Source organism: Methanoculleus sediminis (assembly GCF_001017125.1).
In the GTDB taxonomy this organism is placed as follows: domain Archaea; phylum Halobacteriota; class Methanomicrobia; order Methanomicrobiales; family Methanoculleaceae; genus Methanoculleus; species Methanoculleus sediminis.
Map to the genome: position 1 here is coordinate 30102 of NZ_JXOJ01000004.1, position 22664 is coordinate 52765.

Here is a 22664-nt window from a genome sequence, read left to right on the forward strand (position 1 = left end):
GGACATGAAGGACACGGCAATCAACGTACTGAAGATACTCGAAGAATCGCCCGGCCCGGTATCGGGCGAACGGATTGCAGAGCAGCTGGGCATCACCCGGTCGGCCGTCTGGAAGCAGATACGCGAACTCCGGAGGCTGGGGTACCGGATATCGTCGTCCCGGGCGGAAGGCTACCGGCTCGAGGCGAAGACCGACCGGCTCCTCCCCTACGAGGTCAACAAGATGCTCCGTACCCGGACCATCGGACGGCAGATCCGTCACTTCGACAGCACCGCCTCCACGGGCTGGATCGCGAAGAAACTTGCCGCCGAGACCGATCCTGAAAACCTGCACGGCATGGTGATCATCGCCGAGGAGCAGACCGGGGGGGTGGGACGGCTCGGACGCGCCTGGGTCTCTCCTGCCGGCGGCATCTGGGCCACCATCCTTTTGAAACCGAAGATCCCGCTCGACCACCTTTTCATGATCACCATGGCCGGGTCGGTCGCGATTGCCCGTGCCATCCGCAAGGAGTACGACATCAGTACGCTCATCAAGTGGCCCAACGACATCTTTATCGGAGACAAGAAGGTCGCCGGTCTGCTCCTGGAACTCGCTGCCGAGGCGGATACCGTGCACTACGCCCTCCTGGGGCTCGGGATCGATGCGAACGTCTCTCTCGACGACCTCTCCTCGAACCTGCGGGAGACCGTGACCACGCTCCAGGCCGAGGTCGGCCGCGAGGTCGACCGGGTGGCGCTCCTTGCCCGGGTTCTGCGGGAGTTCGAACTGCGCTACCAGCAGCTCGAGGACGGCGAGTACGACTCCATCATCCGCGAGTGGAAGAGCCTCTCCCGGACGCTCGATCACCGGGTGGCCATCAAGACCGTCAACAAGACCTTCTCGGGAGAGGCCATCGATATCGACGAGCACGGTGCCCTGATCATCCGGAAAGACAACGGAAAGATAGAGCGGGTCATCGCCGGCGACTGTTTCCAGCTCTGACCTGCCGGTCAACACCCGTACACTTTTTGGATCGGCGAGAAGGTCTCCCCATCGGAACGGAAATCTCCCGGGGTTATGTGATGCAGTTCGTCAGGCATCAACAGGATTTTTCTTGTCAACCATCCAAAATAAAATGGTTGACATGATGCACCGAGCCCGGATCCTCGCCTACAGTGGTACGTTCATCGCGCTGATCGCCGCCGGGAGCTGGATCTCCATCCCGCTTCCCCCGGTACCGCTCACGCTCCAGACGCTTTTCGTCCTGTTATCCGGGATCGTCATGAAGCGCTACGGGGCGATCCCCGTCGCCCTTTACGTCCTCCTCGGGGCGGCGGGCCTCCCGGTCTACCACAACGGCACGGCGGGCCTCGGGGTGCTTCTCGGCCCCACGGGCGGGTTCCTGATCGGCTTCATCCCCGCCGCCCTCGTCGCCGGGCTCGCCTACGAACAGAAGTCGCCGACGGCGCGGATCACAGGGCTGATCGCGGCGACCGTTCTCACCTACGCCTTCGGCGTCGCATGGCTCGCCTGGTCGGCGTCGCTCTCGATCTACCAGGCGATCCTGGTCGGCGTCGCCCCGTTCGTCGTCGGTGCCGCCGTAAAGGTCGCGGCGGCATATGCCATAGGAAAGCGGGTGGCATGATCCGTATCGCCGATCTCCGTCACCGGCTGCTCGATATCCCCGGCCTTGCGGTGGATGCGCGCCATATTGCCGTTATCGGGCCGAACGGGAGCGGCAAGACGACGCTGCTCTCCGTCTGTTCCGGGATCGAGGAGCCCGATGCGGGAACGGTCCGGCTCCTCGACCGTCCGCCGTCGGCCGTGAAGGTCGGGTGGGTGGGGGAGTTCCCCGACCGGACGCTCCTCTTCTCCCTGGTCTACGACGAGATCGCGTCGACCCCCCGGTTCCGCCACCGCCCCTGCCCCGAGACGGACGCGACGGCCCGGGCGGCCGCGGAGGAGGTCGGCATCCGCCACCTCCTCGGCAAGGAGACCTCGTCCCTCTCCGGGGGCGAGAAGGCGCTCGTCGCGCTGGCCGCCGCCTGCGCCGGCGATCCCGAGGTGCTCGTCCTGGACGAGGCCGATTCGCACCTGGACGCCGTGACGGCGGAGCGGGTCTCCCGCGTGGTGCGGGAGAGCACCGCAGCCCACGTCCTCTGGTGCACGCAGTCGATGGACGCCGCGGCTGCCGCGGACTACGTCCTCTTCATGGAGAAAGGCCGCGTCCGGCACCACGGCACGCCGGCAGAGGTCTTCTCCGCGCTCGAGGAGACGTGCTTTTATCCCACGATGTGGAGGGTCTGCCGGTGAGGGTCGAACTTATGGACCTCGTCTTCTCGCGGGACTCGTTCACTCTCCGGGGCAGCGGCATCTTCGGCGAGGGCGTGCACCTGGTCAGCGGGCCGGTGGGGAGCGGGAAGTCGACGCTCGCCCTTCTGCTTGCGGGGCTCCTCCGGCCCGAAAGCGGGACAGTCCGGAGGCACGGCGTTCTTTCGGCAGATCTCCTGCTGCAGTTCCCCGAGCACCACATCACCTGCCCGACGGTCGCCGGGGAGGCCGCTTCCTGGGGGCTCGTGCCGGAGGACGCGCTCGCGCTGGCGGAGTTGTCGGGGCGTGCGGACGACGACCCGTTCCACCTCTCCCGCGGCGAACTCAAGAGGCTGACCCTGGCCTGCACGCTCCTCAAAAATCCCGACCTGCTGCTGCTGGACGAACCGTTCAGTTCTCTCGACTGCACCACGAAGAGGAAGGCCTGCGGAATGCTCGAGGAGCGCGATGCGGGGATCACGATCGTCTTCTCGCACGAGCGCGCGGTTCTTCCCCGGGTGGACGCGATCTGGGAGATGGAGGGAGGGGTTCTCGCGGCCCGCGGCAGCGTGCCCGACGCGATCCCCTCCTGGCGGCACGCCCCGCCGTATCTCCGGTATGCCCTGGAACAGGGGGCCCGTCCTGTGAACATCCGGCTCTCCGATGCCCGGGAGGCGCTATGCAGGATCCGCGGCTGAGGCTTCTCTCCGTCGCCCTCCTCTCGCTCGCGGCGTTCGCGAGCACCGCGGGAGCCGCCGCCGCACTCGTCTGGTGGCTGCTGTTTACGCCGCGCATGAAATCACTCCCCCGGCCGGGGGTTCTGCTGCCGCTCGTCGCGATGATCGCCGCAACGGCGCTCGTCTCCTCGTGGGGCGGCGGCGCGGGGCTCTCCTACCTCTTTCGGATGACCGTGATCCTTCTCCTCGCGGCGTGGGCGTATGCCGAGACGGAGGATGGAGAAATGCTTGCCGTGGCGGTATGGGCGCTCGGGAACCGGGTGGGGTTCGAGGCCGGGCTCGTCGCCGAGATGGGAATTTCCGGCTTATCCGTGCTCCGCCAGGAGATCGAGCAGGTGCGGACGGCGATAGCGCTGAAGGGTATCCGGCCAGGTGTCCGCTCGGTCGTGCCGCTCGCCGTCACCCTCATCGTCACCCAGATCCGGCGGGCCGACGAGATTGCACGGCTGCTCGTGGTACGGGGATACACGATCGGTGGCCGAATCTGTCCCCGGTTCAGGGCTGATCCTCTGGACGTCCCTGCCGCAATAATGGCCGTAATACCCGCCCTTTTATCGACTCTCCCCCTTCGCGACGTTTTTATATTAGTAGGATGAATTTTTGAGAGGCTTTATCGATATCTTCTCAGCCCTTCGAGGTGTACAATTCGATGTGTGCTGCCAAATTAGATTCACTCAATATAACCGATACCACGCTTAGGGACGCGCACCAGTCGCTCATCGCCACCCGCCTCCGGACTGAGGACATGCTCCCTCTTGCCCGGGCCATCGACGAAGTGGGTTTCTTCTCCGTCGAGGCCTGGGGCGGGGCGACCTTTGACAGCTGCATCAGGTTCCTCAACGACGATCCCTGGGAACGTCTCCGGGTGCTGAAGGCCGAGCTCCGGCGCACGCCTATCCAGATGCTCCTGCGGGGCCAGAACCTCGTGGGCTACCGGCACTATCCCGACGACGTGGTGGAGAAGTTCGTAGAGGCGTCGGCGCATAACGGGGTCGACATCTTCCGGGTCTTCGATGCGTTGAACGATATCCGGAACATGAAGAAAGCGATGGAGGAGGTCAAGAACGTCGGGGCGCACCTGCAGGGCGCGATATCCTACACGACGAGCCCTGTTCATTCCGTCGCGACGTTCGTCGAGATGGCGGAAGAACTCTATGCGCTTGGCTGCGACTCGATCTGCATCAAGGATATGGCCGGCCTGATCATGCCGCACGATGCCCGCGACCTCATCACGGGGATCAAGGAGACGGCGGACGTCAGGGTCTGCCTCCACTCCCACTGCACGAGCGGCGTCGCGCCCCTGAGTTACCAGGCGGCGATCGATGCGGGCGTGGATATCCTGGATACGGCGATGTCGCCGTTCGCCCTCGGCACCTCCCAGCCTCCGACGGAGAGCGTCGTTGCAAGCGTTGCCGGGACGGCGCGCGACACGGGCATCGATCTTCTCCCGCTCCGGAAGGTCAGGAACATCTGCCGCGAGATGCGGGAGAAGTACGAGCCCCTCTTCAACTCCATCGCCGACCGGGTCGACTCGGACGTGCTGATCTACCAGCTCCCGGGCGGGATGATCTCGAATCTCGTCTCGCAGCTCAAGGAGCAGGACGCGCTCGACCGTCTGGAAGAGGTGTTCCGCGAGATCCCGCGCGTAAGGGAGGATCTCGGCTACCCGCCGCTCGTTACGCCGACGAGCCAGATCGTGGGCACCCAGGCGGTCTTCAACGTCCTGATGGGCGGCGACCGCTACCGGAACGTGACGAAAGAGGTGAAGGACTATGTCCGGGGCCTCTACGGCCGTTCTCCCGCCCCGATCGGCCCGGAGATCCGCAGAACGATCATCGGCGACGAGGAACCGGTCACGGTTCGCCCGGCGGACCAACTCGCGCCCATCTACGAGCAGATGAGGAAGGAGGCGGAGGAGCAGGGTCTCGTCACCCGGGATGAGGACGTCCTGACCTACATCCTCTACCCGAGCGTCGCGCCGTCGTTCCTCCGGGGCGAGCGCCAGCCCGAGGCGATCCCCGAGAAGGTGCACGCCGCACCGGCGGGGGTTGCGGAGATCCCCCGTTCCATGGAGGTCGAGGTGGACGGCGAGATCTTCTCCGTCCGGATCATCACCGTCGAGGGAGGCTCGGTCGCGGCCCCGTCGGCCGCCGCCGAGTCGGCCAGGGCTCCCCGCGGGGACGTCGCCGGCGGCGTCAAGAGCAACATGCAGGGCATGGTCCTGAAGGTGATGGCCCGGCGCGGGAGCACCGTCAAGAAGGGCGACACGCTCATCGTCCTCGAGGCGATGAAGATGGAGAACCCAATCCCCAGCCCCCGCGACGGCACGGTCTCGGAGATCTTCGTGGACGCCGGGGACGTCGTGCAGAACGGCGACGTGCTGATGGTCATTGAATGAGAGGCTGGCTGGCGCGATGAAATACTTTGACAAGATCCTGATCGCCAACCGCGGCGAGATTGCCATCCGGGTCATGCGTGCATGCCGGGAGCTGGGCATCGATACGGTCGCGATCTACTCCGAGCCGGACAACAACGCGCTCCACGTCAAGTACGCCGACGAGGCGTTCTGTGTCGGCGAAGCGCACCCGTCGAAGAGTTACCTCAACAAGGAGCGGATCTGCGACGTGGCGAGAAAGACCGGGGCCGAGGCAATCCATCCGGGCTACGGGTTCCTTGCGGAGAACGCCGGGTTCGCGAAACTGGTCGAGGAAGAGGGCCTGACGTTCATCGGCCCGTCGTGGAAGACGATCGAGGCGCTGGGCTCGAAGATCGGGTCGAAGCGGATGATGCGCGAGGCCGGCGTCCCGGTTCTCCCGGGCACGCCCGAGGGTGTCACGAGCGTCGATGCAGCGAAGAAGGTCGCCGCCGAGATCGGCTACCCGGTGATCGTGAAGGCGAGCGCGGGCGGCGGCGGTATCGGGATGCACATCGCCGAGAACGAGGGCGAGCTCGAGGAGGCGATCGACAAGGGGATGCGGATCGCCCAGTCGGCCTTCGGCGATCCGACGATCTTCGTGGAGAAGTATCTCACGAAGCCGCGCCATATCGAGATCCAGGTTCTTGCCGACGCGAAGGGGCACACCGTCCACCTCTACGACCGCGAGTGCTCGATCCAGCGCCGGCACCAGAAACTGCTGGAGGAGGCGCCCTGCCCGATCATGACGCCCGCTCTCCGGGAGCAGATGACGGCGTCGGCCATCGCCGCGGCAAAGGCGGCGAACTACAAGAACGCCGGCACGGTGGAGTTCCTCTACTCGAACGGGAACTACTACTTCATGGAGGTGAACACCCGGCTGCAGGTGGAGCACACGGTCACGGAGTTCATCACCGGGATCGATATGGTGAAGCAGCAGATCGCGATCGCGGCGGGCGAAGACCTCGCGATGGGCCAGGAGGATATCGGCATCCGGGGGCACGCGATCGAGTGCCGGATCAACGCGGAGGACCCGCTGAACAACTTCGCCGCCGATCCGGGCAAGATCGTCCGCTACCGCTCACCGGGAGGCCCGGGGATACGGGTCGACTCCGGCATCCACATGGGCTACACCATCCCGGCGCACTACGACTCGATGATCTCGAAGCTCTGCGCTCTCGGCTCCGACCGCGAGGAGGCGATCCAGCGGATGCGCCGGGCGATCTACGAGTACGTCATCCTGGGCGTGAAGACGACGCTCCCGCTCCACTACGCGATCATGCACAACGCCCACTTCATCGCCGGCGACACCCACACGCACTTCCTGCAGGAGGAGCACATCGCGACGAGCCTGCGCCGCTACCTCCATGAGGAGGAGGCCCGTATGCAGACGCTGGCCGCCTCGCTCCGCCAGGGGAAGCACGTGGCGGCGATCACGGCGGCGGTCGACGTCTATATCCGGAAAAACACGAAGTAACCCTTTATCCAATTTTTCCGGGGAGCCATAAGGTTTATTTGCCAATACAGCATTGTTATACTGCACTTTGTGTGCTGCGGTGGCCTAGTCGGTTAGGGCGCCAGACTCATAGGGTTTTCGAGAAAACGGTGCGTCCAAGCCTGGGACATCTGGAAATCGTGGGTTCGGATCCCACCCGCAGCATTTGTTTTAGAAGGTTTGTAATCCAATTTGGAAAAGTGCTTTTCCTTTGAATCCGGCAGAGTTCAGGTACTTCGTCCGGTCGTTCTGGCGGTCACGTAAACGTGCACGATCTTTTTTGATGTGTTCAAGTTCGGCAAAGATCCGGAATAGGGGCTGCCCGACAGGCTCCTGGACAGAGACACTGGAAATGAGGTTAGGTTGGTACGCCAGAAATGACTTTAACAATAAAGGTCACGATCGGGATAACAACGGATCCTATAAATTGAATGAGTAACCCGGCGTCCACTGTCCGGCTACCGGAATAAAGGTGCACTAACCTTTCTCGTTCTGCGTAGAGGGTATCCATAGAAAGCTTGACAGCCATAACCTCGTAACCATCTCTCACGAGATCGCCTTTAGAGATCACATCTAGAAGTTTCCCACTGAGTTCATGGTACTTGTTGTTGATATTGTCAACCTGCTGCTCCATACAATTTCTTACAATCTTTCGTAATGCGCCTATACTTCGCATAATGAAGAATAGGCTGATGAAGAGGAGCAGTGCAAGCACAAAGATTTCATAGGTCACTCCAAAGGGAGAGATATAGGACAGGATCAGTAATGTAATTGTAATTGTATATATGGCATGTAATTTCAAGATGCTAGATTTTAACCGTTTCAACCCACCAACCCGGTCGACACACAAGATGTCCACAATGACGTTTTCCCTGTACTCTGGTTTGCTTACTTCATCAAGGACAAATGCAACATTAACCATGAACCAGACCATTGTCGCAAATAGAAAAAGAATAAGGGTTCCAATTGTTTGATTGAAAATGTCAAATAGTGCGCTCCAGAGCGTAGGTTCCATACTGAAGGCAAATAACGGCCTTCCGCCGATATACTCGAAAAAAGATCCCCCTATGAATACAATGAAAAGAATCAAAACCACCAGGAAATATCCTCGTGATAGACCGATCTGCCTTTGAAACCTGGACAATAACATTTCGGCATTCTTGTCGTGCTGTGAGCAGAAAAGTAAGTTCTTGAACAATGCCGGAATTTGAGTATACATGTAACATAAGCCCGAAAGTTGAAATCCGACGAGTATACTCACCGATAGCGACGTTACCATACTATAACGATCGGGCGGGAAAAAATTTACTTTTATCATAAAAAGGAGGAAGACAACAAATATCATACTTGATAGGAGAATTGGTGCTATAGGACAGGGGGTGCAAAGGCGACAGAAAATCGCACTAAGGTTGATTCGATCATTACTTGATGGCATTCTCCATACCCCGGGTTTGGGGTGGGAGCCATGGTGGCATAAAAAGGTTTTGTTTAAATGTTATCCAAATATGCTGAGAGGCCAACCCGGGGTTGTGGAAGTTATGGTGGAGATCCAACTGTCAGATTCAGAGTTATACGTTAGTTCAATCGTTGTAGATTTGTCGATGTCGAGCGTCTCATAATGTTGAGGGTAACCCTCCAGAATCAAACTGAGATTATATTGTCCAGGGCGAGCCAGAGGGATTTCCATCGGAGTTAATCCTTTTTCTTCACCATCAAGGATAATCGCGGCACCTTCGGGATCGGACTGAACCGCAAGCATGACATGGGGAACAGGACCTGGAGCAGCAGCTGGGTGGACTGTTTCAATACCTGTTGTATAAGTAGTTTCATTCTCTCGGAGTCTCTCACTAATCGCTGTATAGTTGGTTTCATTCTCTTGGATTTTTTGTAAAAGAGTCTGCATACGGATATCATAAAAAGTCTGCATACGGATATCATACCTTCCTGTACGGTAATCGATCCAGATAACCCGGTAACCATCGGTGTCAGGAGAAACTTGTTTCGCTGAATCGTTAGTCAATTGGATCATGGATTTGCTGCTGATGTCATAACAATAGATATCATAGTTTGCCTCCCACACGATCCAGTTTCCAGATAGGGCAATTGTATGGACGGAGACATTTTCGATGAGCGTGCTGTTCGTTCCGGAGGTGATGTTGCGTGAGATTACGTTGCCTATACTCTTGTTATGAGTGTTTTCCCACCAGACGACGGTATCTCCCGAAATTGCGGGATTGCTATAATGAACATCTGTAACGTTTGTACCGCTTACGTCAGCAGAAGATGCCGGCACACAAAATATCATAAGGAGAACTGAGATGAGAACTAATTCTATTATCTGCTTAAAGAGAGAGTTCATTTAACCACCCCTCATTACAGAGCTGGTTCACCACAGGCAATTGGATTATTTAAGCATTATTGCATTCGGAGAACTGACTGAAAACAACCCCGGCTGCATATCACCACCGGGGGCAATTTTTGGGCAGGGACAGGAGCGAACCTTGAGCATATTGAATGATTGGTCAGTGTATTAGACGATCCCCGCGGGGTGACTCAGTGGGTGGTGGTCTTGCCGGTACCGGGTGGGCCGCGGGGGAACGCGCGCTTCGGGCTGCCGCCCGGGCAAGAAGAGCGAGTTCGTGGATTCAGGCAGGGTGGTGGCGGTGCTGGTACGGGCGATTGGTCGTCTCCTCACTTCGGGCATACCCTGACACAGAGGCCGCACCGGAGCCCCCCGAGCGCCTGAAACATATACTCGGCGCACCGCTCCCGGTGAATCTCTCCGTCGGCGGTGAACGCCGCGGCCGGGCACGCCTCGACGCACTTCATACAACTCTTGCAGTCTTCATTCAGGAGAGGGCGCAGGGGGCCTTCCGGTCCCTTGAGAGGGGCATCCGTGACGATGGCGGTCATGCGGACCCGGGGCCCGAACTCGTCCGTGATCAGGAGGTGGTTGATCCCGTAGGTCCCGAGGCCCGCACAGTACGCCGCGTACTTGATGGACATATCTGCCATGAGCGTCTCGCGGTCTGCGTACCAGTACCCGAACTCGCTGCCCTCCGTGGGGACGATCGTGGCTTTGTAGCCCTCCTTCTCGATCAGGCGCGCCAGCCGGAACGCAATGACCCGCAGCGTCGCCGTACCCGCCATCAGGGTATTGGTATACTCGGCCCTGCCCTTCGGCAGGCTCTCGATCGAGCCTCGCGGGACCGCCACGCCGAGGACGAGCACCGAGCGTGCATCCTCCATGATCTCCAGAGGGCTGTTGCCCGCGTACTCCGGATTCTCGAAGTTCCGCACGTCGGCAACCCCGAAGAGATCCGCACCCATCTCGACGGCGATCTGGTGTAACTGATTGATGTATGGGTCATCGCTCATTCTGGTATTCACCTGCGGTTTCAGGTTTGGCGGCGGTTTTGCATATAGGTACGGGAAGTGCACTGGTAGACCGGAGCATCCTCTACGACGCGAACCCGGTGATCGAACCGAAGGTACAACCCCTCCCGGCACCCCGGCCGGGAAGGACGATGCTCCCGGGTAATGTCCCACAAATCCGCATCATCACGCATTGCCGACGATGAACTGCACATCCTCCTCCAGCCCGGGATCGTACCTCGTCGCATTCTCAAAACACGCTGCCGCTTCGTCGGTCTTATTCATGTTCGTTAGAATGACTCCTTTCAGGTACCAGGCCAGCCCGTATTCCGGGTCCAGTTCAAGCGCCTTATTGCAGCTCTCCATCGCTTCTGCGTACTGGCCGTAGTTGTCGTTGTAGTACATCCCCCGGATGCACCACGCCTCGGCATTGTCCGGCTCCGCTGCAACCCGGTTATCGTAGTATTCCTGGTTTTTGGTTATACAGCCGCTGGTAAACAGAATAAGTATCAACGCACAGCAGAGGCATGCGGTCGGCGACGGAGCCTTCATAGAGCCGTATTGAACCCGGCGGCTAATCAAACCTCTGCCGCTGCCGGCACGACATCCACGCGGGAGCCCGGTCTCCCCGTTCCGGAAACGCCGCGGACGGAAAAAACTGCTCGCCCGAACCCATGCCCCGCGAAACCCTCCCCCGGGTCAGACTCCGGTGTATTATCCCCCCGCACGGCGATTTGGATCAGGCATTCCGTTAACCCGTCCCGAAAGACGAAAGACAGAGTAGAACGCAATCACTATGCCGCTAGAGAGCGAATCAATCTGCTTCTTCCCGGCGGCGAGCGAACGTGCTCAGATCGAGCATGAACTCTCTTCTCCCGAGACCCCCGGAGAAAGAACCCGTACCTGAAGGATACCTATGAGTGAAATCACCGCCATCACCCCCGAACCGGCAGAACGCCGGGACACAATCACCGAAGGGGTCGCCGTTCTCACCGGCGATCCCAGACGTGCCATCTTCAAGATTGCCGGCCCGATCATGGTCGCCATGCTCTTCCAGGCCGTCTATAACCTCGCCGACGCCGTCTGGGTCGCGGGCCTCGGCTCGGACGCCCTTGCCGCCGTCGGGTTCATCACCCCCATCTTCCTGATCCTGGTCGGCCTCGGGAACGGCCTTGGAGCCGGCGTCATCTCGGCCGCCTCCCGCCGCATCGGGGCCGGGGACAGGGCCGGAGCGGACAACGTCGCCATGCACGGCATCGCCGTCGTGCTCGCTCTCGCAGCCGTCGCAACCCCCGCGCTCCTCCTCTTCATCGAGCCGCTCGTCCTGGCCCTGGGGGCCGGGGAGACCGCGGGATACGCCGTCGAATACGGCAGCATCGTCTTTGCCGGAACCGTCTTCATCCTCCTCTCCGACATCCTCTACGCCGTCTTCACGGGCGAAGGGAGCACCCGGAGGACGATGTACGCCGTCGCCGCCTCCGCCGTCCTCAACATCGTCCTCGACCCCATCCTCATCTACGGCGCGGGCATGGGCGTCGCCGGTGCCGCATGGGCGACGCTCATCTCGATGGCCGCCGTCTGCGCCCTCCTCCTCTACTGGTTCCTGGTCAGGAAGGACACCTACATCACCCTCGACTGGAAGCGCTTCTCGCCCGACGGGCGCACGGCAATGGACATCTTCGGCGTCGGCGTCCCCGCAAGCCTCGAGTTCGTGCTGATGTCGGTCACCGCGATGGTCGTCAACGGGCTCCTCGTCCACGTCTCCGGGCCCGATGCCGTCGCCGTCTACACCGGCGGGTGGCGGATCGTCTTCTTCGCCCTGATACCCTTCATCGCCATGTCGATCGCCGTCGTCTCGGTCTCGGGGGCGGCCTACGGCGGCAGGAAGCACGACAAACTCATGGTCGCCCACTCCTTTGCGGTTCGCTCGGGCATCATCATCGGCATCGGCCTCTCCGTCGCCACCTGGCTCCTCGCGCCCGCCATCTCCGGGATCTTCGCCTACTCGGCGGGCAGCGTGCACCTTGCGGGCGGGATCACCGCCTTCCTGATGACGATGTGTTTCTTCTATCCCTTCGTCTCGCCGGGCATGATGTCCGCCGGAGTCTTCGAGGGAACGGGAAAGGGTCTCTTCGCCCTTGCCCTCGAGTTCTTCAGGAACCTCGGCGCCATCGTGGTCTTTGCCTACGTCTTCGCGATCGTCATGGACTTCGGCGAGACCGGGGTCTGGTGGGGGATCGTCGTCGGCAACATCCTCGGCGCGTTTTTCGGATACGGCTGGGCCCGGATCTACATCGCCCGTCTCATTGTCGTGAGCAGAAAACAGGGTGCGGCGGCCGCCTGAACGGCCGGACGCCCTGCGCCGGTATGACCGCATGGCCTCTGTCGCCGGTGTCTTCAGGGGTACGGCCGGGCCCCCCATCGCAGCCCCGCACAAAGGTATTTTATGTATGACAACAGATTAAGTGAGGTAAACGGGGCGCGAAAGCGCAACCGATGCATCTTCCGTCTCCGTTCGGGCGAGGGTTGCCAAGCCAGGTCAAAGGCGCTAGGTTGAGGGCCTAGTCTCGTAGGAGTTCGTGAGTTCGAATCTCACCCCTCGCATTCGTTTCTACAGAGTCAATGTATTCGCGTCCCCTATTGTCGCGAAGGCGTCCGCGCAACGCCGCCGGCCTCGATAGTTCCTCATACGTTGCACCGGGAAGGACCGTGCGGCCGGCTCTCCGCCTGCATGCCGTGCTCCCGCAGGTTTTCGGCGATGAGCTCCGCGATGTCTCGCATAGACCCGTATCTGTTGAGCGCAGAGGACAACGTTCATGTGCGCCCACTCCTCGAAGACACCCGGATCCCGTCGGCTTCGAAACATAGCCGCTCGTTCAGGCGATAGATGCGACAGCGCTCCTGCGGCCGTTGCCTCCGGGAGATTGGAGGAGAAAAGAGAATCTATACCCTGTCCAGGGGGTTTATGCCAGCACTTCGTGACGCTGCTGGCAGCGTTCCTGCAGTTCGTCCCACTCGTCCGGGTGTTCTTCCGCCCACTCCAGGATCGCGTGGACGATTCTGCCCCGCGACTCGGAGTCCCCCCGGTAGTTTACCAGGATGCAATCAACCACCACTTCGATCTGTTCTTCCGGATGCTGGCCGACGTCTACCATGTTAAGACCTCCCGATACACCCCAGGTGCTCACATCCGGTGGAGATTCGACAGCATATAATCCTGATCCTTCCCCGGTGGCGGCGGCCGATAATCGTGCGATTTTCCCGGACGGCGTGCCGGATCCCGCCTTTTGCCGCCCAACCGTTTCCGGCGCCGCCGCCGCAGGGGTTATCGTGCTCCGGAGAGAAGAGTATGGGAGCGATATGAAACTCGGCGTACTCTTCTCCGGCGGGAAAGATTCCATGTTCGCCTGCTGGCAGGCGATCCGGAAGGAGGAGGTGGCCTGTCTGATCACGGTCGTCTCCCGAAACCCGGAGAGTTATATGTTCCACACCCCGAACATCCGCCTCGCCGCGCTGCAGGCCGAAGCGGCGGGGCTCCCGCTCGTGGAGGTGGAGACGGCGGGGGAGAAGGAGGAAGAACTTCTCGACCTGAAGCGCGCGCTCCTCGCCGCCAGGGAGCAGTACGGGATCGAAGGGGTCGTCACCGGAGCGGTCCTCTCGGTCTACCAGGCGGCGAGGGTGCAGCGGGTCTGCCGGGAACTGGGCCTCTGGTCGTTCAACCCGCTCTGGCTCGCGGACCAGGAGGCCTACATGGAAGAACTCATCGATGCCGGCTTTACGGTCGTCATCGTGGGCGTCTTCTCCTCCCCGTTCGACGAATCCTGGCTCGGGAGGGAGATCGACCGCCGCACCCTCGACGAACTCCGGACGATCGCCAAAAAATACCAGGTCACCCTCACCGGCGAAGGAGGGGAGTTCGAGACGTTCGTCGTCGACGCCCCCTTCTTCGCTCGAAGGATCGCGATCGAGGAGACATCGAAGGTCTACCGGAACTACAACGGCGTTCTGCGGATCGAGCGTGCGGGGCTGGTGGCGAAATGATCCTGCTAATCGACCTCTGCTACCGGGACGGCTCGCTCTCCCGTGACGAGTTCGTCGCGCCGGTCGAACGGCTCCTCCGCCGGATCGGGGTGGCGTTTACGATCCGCCACTACACCACCGTCGGCGCACAGGACTTAGAGAGCGCGGATGCGGCGATCCTCTGCGGCACGGCGCTGATGGATACGGGATATACGGAACACCCGGAACTGTTCCGGTGGCTTCTTACGTTCGAGCGGCCGGTGCTCGGGATATCCTCCGGCATGCTGGCGCTCGCGGCGGCGTTCGGCGGCGGCACCGAGCCGTGCCGCGAGATCGGCATGGCCGATGTCCGGGTGCTCGCGCCCGACCCCCTCTTCGCCGGGCAGGAGGTCTTTCCCGCCTACACGGTGCACGAGTACGCCGTGCAGGTTCCCGGGGAGTTCGTAGCGCTCGCCGCCTCTGATGCATGCGTCCAGGCGATCCGGCACCGTTCCCTCCCCCTCTACGGCCTCCTCTTCCACCCCGAGGTCAGGAACGAGTGGGTTGTCGAGCGGTTCCTCGGGCTGGTGGATCGTCAGAGCCCGTAGCGGTTGATCGTGTTGATCAGGGCCGCGAACCCTTCCATCTCTTTGTCGAGCACTTCCGTCCGGGTCATGCCCATGCTCGTCTCCGCGTCGGCTGTCAGCGACTCGGGGCCGCGCACCACCTCGCGGTCGACGCCGTCGGCGGAGAGGATCGTTCTCGCCTCGGCGTCGTGGACGAACGCCCGGCCGGGGAGGATCACGACGTCCTCGAGTCTCTTTAGGTTCACCCCGGCGAGGTCGTCGGCGGTGATGAGACAGGCGATCTCCTTTTTGACCGCAACGACCCTCGAGGCCGAGCCGCGGATCGAGAGGACCCGCTGGAGGAACGGGGCCGCGATGCTCCCGGTGATCACCGTCGCACGCTTCCTGACACGGGGGAGTTTCTTCAGGAGGTCGGGCTCGTGGAGGATCGCGAACGGCGAACCGATCGAGGGGTCGCCGAGCGGGGTTCCGCTGATCTTCATCGAGAACCGGTCGTTCAAGTCCGTCACCATCTCGTGGAACTCGTCGACGGCGTGAACCCGCTGCCCCTCGATGATCGGGGCGTTACCGAGGATCAGCCCCTGGTCGGTCCGGTTCGCGAACCGCATCAGGATCAGCCCTTTTGCGCCGCGCTCCTCCAGCCAGGCGCAGGTATCTTCGAGGGATTTGCCGTCGTTGACGCCGGGGATGACGACCGCCGCGGCGTAGACGTCGATTGCGCCGCAGAGCCGGTCGAGGACCGCGAGCGAGGCTTCCGGCGTCGGGTCGTGCATCCACTGCCGCCGGAGTTCGGGGTCGGCGGCGAAGACCGTGTAGGAGACCTCGGACAGGCCGTTCTCGATGAGGTGGTCGGCGATGGCAGGGTCGTCGAACCCCTTGCCGCTGGTGTAGCCGATGTGGAGCGGCACCTCCATGCTGCCGAGCAGTTCGACGAGGTCGGCGAACTCCGGGTAGCAGCTCGGGTCGCCGCCGCCGCTGATGGTGATCCGGTCGACGTCGTCGCTCATCACCTGGAGGTTCGCGAGCGTCTCGTCGGCGACCGTCCGGAGGCTCTTGAACCCCTCGTAGCCTTCCCGCACCCCCCGGGTGCAGTAGTCGCAGCCCTTCTGGAAGGGGAGGCAGTACCTGCAGCCGAACGCCGTCGTTCCTTTGACGTGTTTGAAGTAGCAGTACGAACAGAATCCCCGGCAGTCGAGGCCGGGCCGGCCTCCGAGATCGACGGTGAGATGCGACATTCTGCTGGTACTTCTGTGCTCCTCTGTTATGAACGTTGCAGACCTCTCCCGGCGCAGGTTCGCGGGGAGAACGGGCGCTGCTCCGGGCGGACGGCGGCACCTTTATGCCACGCCGGGGCGACGGAGTCGCGGTATGCGGACGAGCCACCGGCTGCTGCTCCGGTTCTATCACGACCCCGGCTACGACTTCTCCCGGATCGAGGTCGAGTACGTCGACCGGGGGGCGCCCGGCGACCGCTCGACGGTCCGGGGCGACCGGGTCGTCGCGCTCGATGCGCAGTACCTGGAGGTGGACGCCGGGACGCACGTGGCGTGTATTCCGTATCATAGGGTCCGGCGGATACTGTATGACGGTGAAACCAGGTGGCAGTATGGCGATCAACCGGGGGATGCCGGGGAAGCGTGAGGAGAACCGGCGCCACCTTTTTTACCGCAGACCGCCCACGATATAAGGTATGCCCCAGTGGCTTAGCTGGCAGAGCGGCTGACTTGTAATCAGCAGGTCCCGAGTTCAAATCTCGGCTGGGGCTTTCTCATTTTAGTTCATATGCCCTTATGATGTGATTGATCCTTATTCAGGAATGGATAGGGTTTGAGTCCCGGTCGGCGCATCAGAACTTGAAGTTCGAATCCCTTCTTCTGACATCCCTATTCAGTAGAGCGTGCCATACAAAGACGAGGTCGTGGGCACAAGTCGCTTTTCTTCACTTTGAATTCAATCTCAATCGTATTCTACGAGAGCAACTTGACGATCATCGTTGCACCGTCATTTGAAACCATAAAACTACATTGTATTTAAACAAACGTAAAATCATTTATTATGGATCTGCTATCGGAACTGGTTGTACTCATTATATATTTGGTGGATATTCAAATAGTCATCCTTGGAGCAAATTTATCATACAATATTTTTCGCTTATTAGTAATTGTAGGAGATTTTATCCTATTTCTCAATTTTGTTATGTTATGCCTGTATTTGCATAGTGTATGTACCAAATATGATTGGAAAACACCTCCTGCACCAAAACCATCAAAGTTTCAAAATTTTTGGGATAATGTACCCTCTTTAATAAAAAAAGGGCGTAGAATACTACAATTTTATCTTGAGTATATTATCTACCTGTCTATCATCGATCTCTACTTTATGCATCGCGGCTATAAGAGGGCATGTTATCAGCTGAAAAAGCAGGATTCAGAAAAATACGATGCCATCATCATCGTTTCAGATAAGTGTTATAAAAGATCAAGGATGTACGGATCTATTGATCTCTTGATAGATTTTTTTAGCAAAAATCAGATTAGTTATCAGATCTTCCACGTCGACCTCAAAGAGGAAGTCAGAGCAATAATCTCAGATCCTCTCGCTCAAAGTTTATGGATTTTTGGACATGGAGACAGGGGAGGCGTAAGTTGTAGAGATGGTTTTTTTGAATATTCTATGGTAAATATTGCCCATAAAAAGAAATATGTCTATCAATTTCACTGTAATGGCGGAACCGACGAACCTCTGTTTAGTATCATATCGGAAGGTAGGGGTTATTCAAGTAATCGAGTGACTGATACCTTCAAGAATCGAAGGGATGTTAAACAAATTCTCCAAGACGAGCAGTGGAGAATCTAAATTCAGCGATATTACTCGCCGATAAGGACTTTACCACTCCCATTATTCCAACCACACCCATATAGTGGTATATTCACGGCGGATCAGTAGACCAGCCAGACCACCAATGCGCCGACGAAGAACCGAACTCCCACTCGCCAAGATAGAGAAGTTCTCGCCAGTTATGTGATCATCTATACGAGGCATTTCGCCGCCCGGATGTAAAAATAGTATGTTTTGAGTCTACTCCCTCAAAATCAGCGCTCTTATCCGTGCGCTTAAAGCGATTTATTGTCTAAATCTGGTTTTTTGAAACCCGATATCGGCTCATCACTGACCACTTTGATGTACACACAAGCTAATGCCATCAGAGCGATGACTCCTATCCCTATAACTATGTTCCCGGACACAATAGCAAGTGAAACTGCAGAAATTCCCATTGAGGTTGTAGCAATTATCGATGCAGTTGCCGCAAGTTTCATTGAGGCTTGTGCTACTATGGAAGATTTTGCCTGTTCTTCGAACAGCCCGATTAAAATTGGTACTGTGACGGAGTCAGGGCAGTTCTTCAAGGCCTCAACCATTTCTGGATCATCGTTCAGTCTTTCAATGAATTCTAGCGTCAACGTCCTAAATTCTTCGTATTCTTCTTGTTTCATAGATATTCCCAATGTGTGAACTCTCTCCTCACCCTATACAGGCGCCACCGCGTTCGGTGCTAGGCCATTAGAAACAACTATTGAAGCACGTGTTATATAATCACGTATGCTTAAGACAGTCCTCTAAAAACCCCTCTTCGTTATTTGCATTACGTTACTGTTGATCTTTAGCAATCCCTTCTTCTTACGCAACCATTTGGTAGAGCGCGTCCTTGGTAAGGATAAGGTCGCGGGTTCGAATCTCTCCTGAGATACTCCATTTCCCCGACCATACACTCCCCCACCCCCACCCCATCGTAGTCCTTTTCACCCAACCCAACCCATATTTATACATGGCCTCGTACGTCCACCGGATAGAGGTACAATATTCCCGCGATCCACGGCTGCCGACGCGTACCGAGAGGTTCCGCTCGCTGGGCTTCCCCCTGCGCGAGCTGCATCTCGTCGATGTCTATACCATAGCGACCGCCCGGAGGGACTTCTCCCCCGAGGAACTCTCGCAGATCGGCGCGCAGCTCAGCAATCCCGTCGTCCAGCGGTACTCCGTAGACCGGCCGACCGAGGCCGGGTTCGACTGCGCGATCGAGGTCGGGTTCCTGCCCGGGGTCACCGACAACGCCGGGACGACGGCAAAGCAGACCATCGAGGACTACTTCGGGTTCCGGTTCGGTGAAGGGGAGGCGGTCTTCTCGTCGCAGCTCTACCTCGTCTGCGGCGACCTCACGCCCGAATCCCTGGAGCGGCTCACCGCCGCCCTCGCAAACCCGCTCGTCAACCGGGTGCACGTCAGGAGCCGCGAGGAGTACGCCGGGAAGGGGATGGATGCGGTAACGCCCTTCGTCCACCTCCACGACCTCCAGGCCGCCGGGACCGTCGACCTCGACCTCCCCGACGCGGAACTCGCCCGCATCGGAAAAGAGGGCATCCTGGACCCCGGGACGGGGGAGCGGCGCGGGCCGCTCGCCCTCGACCTCGCCCAGCTCCACGCGATCCGCGACTACTTCCGGAAGCTCGGGCGAAAGCCGACGGACGTCGAGCTCGAGTCGCTCGCCCAGACCTGGAGCGAGCACTGCAAGCACACCATCTTTGCCTCGGCGATGGACGACGACGTCCCGCGGGGGCTTTATAAGACCTGCATCCAGGCGGCCACCAACACCGTCCGCAAGGAGAAGGGCGACGACGACATCTGCGTCTCGGTCTTCACCGACAACTCCGGCGCCATCGTCTTCGACGACGAGCACCTGGTGACCTGCAAGGTCGAGACGCACAACTCCCCCTCCGCCCTCGACCCCTTCGGCGGCGCCCTCACCGGGATCGTCGGGGTGAACCGCGACACCATCGGCTTCGGCCTCGGCGCCAAACCCTGCATCAACATCTACGGCTACTGCGTCGGCGACCCCGACACCGAGCCGGCCCTCTTCCGCGGCAAGAACCGGGAAAACCCCATCCTCCCTCCCCGGAGGATCTTCGAGGGCGTCGTCCGCGGCGTCGACGTCGGCGGCAACTGCTCGGGCATCCCGACACCGCAGGGGTGGTGCTGCTTCCACGACCGGTATGTGGGAAAACCACTCGTCTTCGCGGGCACGGTCGGCGTGATGCCCCGCACCCGTAACGGGAAACCGCTCCACGAGAAGCAGGCTCTGCCCGGCGACCTCATCGTCATGGTCGGCGGCAGGGTCGGCAAGGACGGCATCCACGGGGCCACCTTCTCTTCAGAAGCCCTCGACCCCGCGAGCCCCGTGACCGCGGTCCAGATCGGCGACCCGATCACCCAGAAGAAGTTCTCCGACGTCATCGTCAAGGAGGCCCGCGACCTCGACCTCTACCGGAGCATCACCGACAACGGGGCGGGAGGGCTCTCCTGCTCCGTCGCGGAGATGGCGAAGGAGTCGGGCGGGTGCCATGTCCTCCTCGACCGCGTCCCGCTGAAGTACCCCGGCATGGCGCCGTGGGAGATCTGGATTTCTGAATCGCAGGAGCGGATGACCCTCGCCGTCCCGGAAGAGAAGATCGAGGCGTTCATGAACCTGATGAAGAGGAGGGAGGTCGAGGCCACCGTCATCGGGGAGTTCACCGATACGGGGAGATGCGTCGTGGAATACGGTGGAGAGACCGTCATGGACGTCGGCCTCGACTTCCTCCACGACGGCCTCCCGAAGAAGCACCTCCGGACGAAGCCCGTGGAGGCGACCTATCCCGAGCCCGACGTGCCGTGCCCCGACCGGCTCGACGACCTCCTCCTCGCGATGCTCAAAAGAAAGAACATCTGCTCCAAAGAGTTCATCTCGACCCGCTACGACCACACCGTCCAGGGCGGCCACGTCCTCGGGCCGGTGCAGGGAGCCGGGCGGGTCCAGGCCCCGGCCACCCTCACCAAGGTCGTCCCCGGCTCGATGAAGGGCGTCGGGCTCTCGCAGGGCCTCTTCCCGTCCTACTCGGAGCTCGACCCCTACCGGATGGCGCTCGCCGCCATCGATGCGGCGATCCGGGGTCTGGTCGCGATAGGCGTCCCGCTGGATACCATCGCGCTCCTCGACAACTTCTGCTGGTGCTCCTCCGACGAGCCGGCAAGGCTCTGGCAGCTCAAGCGCGCCGCGTTCGGGTGCTATGACGGTGCGGTCGAGTTCGCGACACCGTACATCTCCGGGAAAGACAGCATGTTCAACGACTTCTCCGGGTTCGACGCCGACTCGAACCCCGTGAAGGTCTCCGTGCCGCCGACGCTCCTGATCACCTCGATCGGCGTCCACCCCGACGTCACGACCGCGGTATCGATGGACGCGAAGTTCGACGGCGACCTCGTCTATGTCGTGGGGGAGACCGGGGAAGAACTCGGCGGGTCGGAGTACCTTGCGCACCTCGGTATCGAGGGGGGCGCGGTCCCGTCCCTCGACATCGAGACCGCAAAGGTGCGCTACGAGAAGATGACCGACGCTATCACAAAAGGGATTGTCGCCTCCGCCTTCCCGGCGACGCACGGGGGGCTCCTCGCCGCCCTCGCAAAAGTCGCGATTGCCGGGAGAGCCGGCATGGATCTGACAATCCCCGGCGGGATGCGCCCGGACACCTACCTCTTCTCGGAGTCGCTCGGGCGGTTCGTCGTCACGGTCGCCCCCGGCGACCGCAAAGCCTTCGAGGAGATCTTCGGCGGCGACGCGCACCTCCTCGGCAGCGTCGGCGGCGAAACGTTCCGGGTATCGGCGGGAGAAAGAACCCTCATCGAGCAGCCCATCAAGGCAATGGAAACTGCGTACAAAGCACCTTTCGGGGGGTACTGAGCATGGCTCGCGCATACAACGCCAGAGCCCTCATCATGAGCGGCTACGGGATCAACTCCGAGATGGAGACGGCGGAAGCCCTGATGCGGGCGGGCATGGCGTCCGATATCGTCCACATCAACGACCTCATCGCGGGGGAGAAGACCCTCTCCGACTACCGGCTGATGGTCTTCCCCGGCGGGTTCTCCTACGGCGACGACACGGGGGCCGGCAACGCCTATGCAAACCGCGTCCGAAACAACCTCTGGAGCGACGTAAAAGAGTTCCTCGCGGGCGACAACCTGGTTCTCGGGATCTGCAACGGGTTCCAGATCCTCGCGAACCTCGGCCTGGTTCCGGCGTTCGACCGGGACTACCCCCGCGAGATCGCCCTGATGCCGAACAGGAAGGGCGTGCTGGAGTGCCGGTTCGTCACCCTGAAGCCTGCCGCGGATAACCTCTGGACGAAGGGCATCTCGCACCTCTACTGTCCCGTCTCACACGGCGAAGGGAACTTCTCCTGTTCGGAGGAGACCCTGAAGCGCATCGAGAGAGAGAACATGGTCGCGTTCCGCTACTGCCGCGACGACCTCTCCCCCGCGGGAGGGGAGTACCCCTACAACCCGAACGGGGCGCTCGCGGACATCGCCGGAGTAACGTCGGCGGACGGCAAGGTTCTCGGGCTGATGCCGCACCCCGAGAGGGCCATGGAGTTCGTGAACCTCTACGACTGGCCGATCCAAAAAGAGCGGCTGAAGCGCGAGGGAAAACCCCTCCCCACCGAATCGATGAACATGCGGTTCTTCCGTAACGTCGTCGATTACTTCGGGAGATAAGCATTCCCGATTTTTTTAGGGGAGGGCGGAACTCCACCCGCGACGGATACCTCCCGTGCCCCGGCGTAAAAACTATATTATCTTCCCGGGAGAATATCCGGCCGGAACCGGAGGGAATCGCCACGAAGATCAGGATCGCCCGCTGTTTTGCGGAGGAGAGCGCCGATACGCCTGCGGT

General features: G+C 60.3%; 21 protein-coding genes and 3 tRNA genes. 17 read left to right on the forward strand and 7 right to left on the reverse strand.

Going from position 1 to position 22664, the window contains the following annotated elements; genetic code table 11:
• The first annotated feature begins 4 nt into the window (after window positions 1-4).
• The 8 genes from SZ63_RS08715 to SZ63_RS08750 all read left to right on the forward strand — a co-directional run bounded on the left by SZ63_RS08715 (window position 5) and on the right by SZ63_RS08750 (window position 7103).
• Complete coding sequence (locus tag SZ63_RS08715; protein WP_048184666.1) at window positions 5-985, forward strand: biotin--[acetyl-CoA-carboxylase] ligase; 981 nt, start codon at window positions 5-7, stop codon at window positions 983-985.
• 133 nt (window positions 986-1118) lie between these two features.
• Window positions 1119-1628, forward strand: coding sequence for a biotin transporter BioY (locus tag SZ63_RS08720; protein WP_048184330.1), 510 nt, complete (start codon window positions 1119-1121; stop codon window positions 1626-1628).
• Window positions 1625-2296: an ATP-binding cassette domain-containing protein gene (locus tag SZ63_RS08725; RefSeq protein WP_048184331.1), complete on the forward strand. Its 672-nt coding sequence runs from the start codon at window positions 1625-1627 to the stop codon at window positions 2294-2296. The genes SZ63_RS08720 and SZ63_RS08725 overlap by 4 nt, the downstream gene beginning before the upstream one ends.
• Window positions 2293-2991, forward strand: a complete 699-nt coding sequence (locus SZ63_RS08730; RefSeq protein ID WP_048184670.1) for an ATP-binding cassette domain-containing protein — start codon at window positions 2293-2295, stop codon at window positions 2989-2991. Before SZ63_RS08725 ends, SZ63_RS08730 begins: the two co-directional genes overlap by 4 nt.
• Entirely contained in the window at window positions 2973-3626 is a 654-nt protein-coding gene (locus SZ63_RS08735; protein WP_048184333.1) for a hypothetical protein, read from the forward strand. Before SZ63_RS08730 ends, SZ63_RS08735 begins: the two co-directional genes overlap by 19 nt.
• Window positions 3627-3679: 53 nt before the next feature.
• Complete coding sequence (gene oadA / locus SZ63_RS08740) at window positions 3680-5428, forward strand: sodium-extruding oxaloacetate decarboxylase subunit alpha (RefSeq protein ID WP_048184335.1); 1749 nt, start codon at window positions 3680-3682, stop codon at window positions 5426-5428.
• A 16-nt stretch (window positions 5429-5444) separates the two neighbouring features.
• Window positions 5445-6920 carry an acetyl-CoA carboxylase biotin carboxylase subunit gene (locus SZ63_RS08745; RefSeq protein WP_048184337.1) on the forward strand — a complete coding sequence of 492 codons (1476 nt, stop codon included), beginning with the start codon at window positions 5445-5447 and terminating at the stop codon, window positions 6918-6920.
• A 73-nt stretch (window positions 6921-6993) separates the two neighbouring features.
• Window positions 6994-7103 (forward strand) — tRNA-Met (locus SZ63_RS08750).
• 193 nt (window positions 7104-7296) lie between these two features.
• Here the strand turns inward: SZ63_RS08750 and SZ63_RS08755 are convergent.
• The 4 genes from SZ63_RS08755 to SZ63_RS08770 all read right to left on the reverse strand — a co-directional run bounded on the left by SZ63_RS08755 (window position 7297) and on the right by SZ63_RS08770 (window position 10865).
• A complete protein-coding gene (locus SZ63_RS08755) occupies window positions 7297-8034 on the reverse strand; it encodes a hypothetical protein (RefSeq protein ID WP_156168459.1) in 738 nt (245 codons plus the stop codon).
• A 399-nt stretch (window positions 8035-8433) separates the two neighbouring features.
• Window positions 8434-9297 (reverse strand): PEGA domain-containing protein, encoded by an 864-nt coding sequence (locus tag SZ63_RS12765; RefSeq protein WP_082122726.1) that lies wholly within the window; start codon window positions 9295-9297, stop codon window positions 8434-8436.
• A 332-nt stretch (window positions 9298-9629) separates the two neighbouring features.
• Complete coding sequence (locus SZ63_RS08765) at window positions 9630-10316, reverse strand: 4Fe-4S binding protein (protein ID WP_048184344.1); 687 nt, start codon at window positions 10314-10316, stop codon at window positions 9630-9632.
• Window positions 10317-10499: 183 nt separating this feature from the next.
• A complete protein-coding gene (locus tag SZ63_RS08770) occupies window positions 10500-10865 on the reverse strand; it encodes a tetratricopeptide repeat protein (protein WP_052959116.1) in 366 nt (121 codons plus the stop codon).
• 364 nt (window positions 10866-11229) lie between these two features.
• Between SZ63_RS08770 and SZ63_RS08775 the strand changes: the two genes are divergently transcribed.
• On the forward strand, window positions 11230-12657 hold the full coding sequence (locus tag SZ63_RS08775) for an MATE family efflux transporter (RefSeq protein WP_048184346.1): 1428 nt from the start codon (window positions 11230-11232) through the stop codon (window positions 12655-12657).
• A 175-nt stretch (window positions 12658-12832) separates the two neighbouring features.
• A tRNA-Leu gene (locus tag SZ63_RS08780) sits at window positions 12833-12917 on the forward strand.
• Window positions 12918-13276: 359 nt separating this feature from the next.
• On the opposite strand, the gene SZ63_RS08785 is transcribed toward SZ63_RS08780, so the two are convergent.
• Complete coding sequence (locus SZ63_RS08785) at window positions 13277-13468, reverse strand: hypothetical protein (RefSeq protein WP_048184349.1); 192 nt, start codon at window positions 13466-13468, stop codon at window positions 13277-13279.
• 205 nt (window positions 13469-13673) lie between these two features.
• Here SZ63_RS08785 and SZ63_RS08790 point away from each other — a divergent pair, with 205 nt between their 5' ends.
• Window positions 13674-14354: a diphthine--ammonia ligase gene (locus SZ63_RS08790; RefSeq protein WP_048184351.1), complete on the forward strand. Its 681-nt coding sequence runs from the start codon at window positions 13674-13676 to the stop codon at window positions 14352-14354.
• Entirely contained in the window at window positions 14351-14920 is a 570-nt protein-coding gene (locus SZ63_RS08795) for a type 1 glutamine amidotransferase (RefSeq protein ID WP_048184353.1), read from the forward strand. The genes SZ63_RS08790 and SZ63_RS08795 overlap by 4 nt, the downstream gene beginning before the upstream one ends.
• Here SZ63_RS08795 and mmp10 read toward each other — a convergent pair.
• The gene (gene mmp10 / locus SZ63_RS08800; protein ID WP_048184355.1) at window positions 14908-16134 is read right to left on the reverse strand and encodes a methyl coenzyme M reductase-arginine methyltransferase Mmp10; all 1227 of its coding nucleotides are present in this window, start codon (window positions 16132-16134) and stop codon (window positions 14908-14910) included. The two genes, SZ63_RS08795 and mmp10, sit on opposite strands and share 13 nt — an antisense overlap.
• A gap of 133 nt (window positions 16135-16267) precedes the next feature.
• On the opposite strand from mmp10, the gene SZ63_RS08805 reads away from it, so the two are divergent.
• The 3 genes from SZ63_RS08805 to SZ63_RS12990 all read left to right on the forward strand — a co-directional run bounded on the left by SZ63_RS08805 (window position 16268) and on the right by SZ63_RS12990 (window position 17755).
• Window positions 16268-16540 (forward strand): DUF504 domain-containing protein, encoded by a 273-nt coding sequence (locus SZ63_RS08805; protein WP_048184357.1) that lies wholly within the window; start codon window positions 16268-16270, stop codon window positions 16538-16540.
• A gap of 51 nt (window positions 16541-16591) precedes the next feature.
• Window positions 16592-16664: transfer RNA gene (locus tag SZ63_RS08810), tRNA-Thr, on the forward strand.
• 290 nt (window positions 16665-16954) lie between these two features.
• The gene (locus tag SZ63_RS12990; protein ID WP_156168461.1) at window positions 16955-17755 is read left to right on the forward strand and encodes a hypothetical protein; all 801 of its coding nucleotides are present in this window, start codon (window positions 16955-16957) and stop codon (window positions 17753-17755) included.
• A 257-nt stretch (window positions 17756-18012) separates the two neighbouring features.
• Here SZ63_RS12990 and SZ63_RS12995 read toward each other — a convergent pair whose 3' ends face one another.
• Window positions 18013-18393, reverse strand: a complete 381-nt coding sequence (locus SZ63_RS12995) for a hypothetical protein (protein WP_156168463.1) — start codon at window positions 18391-18393, stop codon at window positions 18013-18015.
• A gap of 332 nt (window positions 18394-18725) precedes the next feature.
• On the opposite strand from SZ63_RS12995, the gene SZ63_RS08815 reads away from it, so the two are divergent.
• Both SZ63_RS08815 and SZ63_RS08820 read left to right on the forward strand, forming a co-directional pair.
• Window positions 18726-21671, forward strand: coding sequence for a phosphoribosylformylglycinamidine synthase subunit PurL (locus SZ63_RS08815; RefSeq protein WP_052959117.1), 2946 nt, complete (start codon window positions 18726-18728; stop codon window positions 21669-21671).
• Between the two features lie 2 nt (window positions 21672-21673).
• A complete protein-coding gene (locus SZ63_RS08820) occupies window positions 21674-22486 on the forward strand; it encodes a phosphoribosylformylglycinamidine synthase subunit PurQ (protein WP_048184359.1) in 813 nt (270 codons plus the stop codon).
• The last annotated feature ends 178 nt before the right edge of the window (window positions 22487-22664 follow it).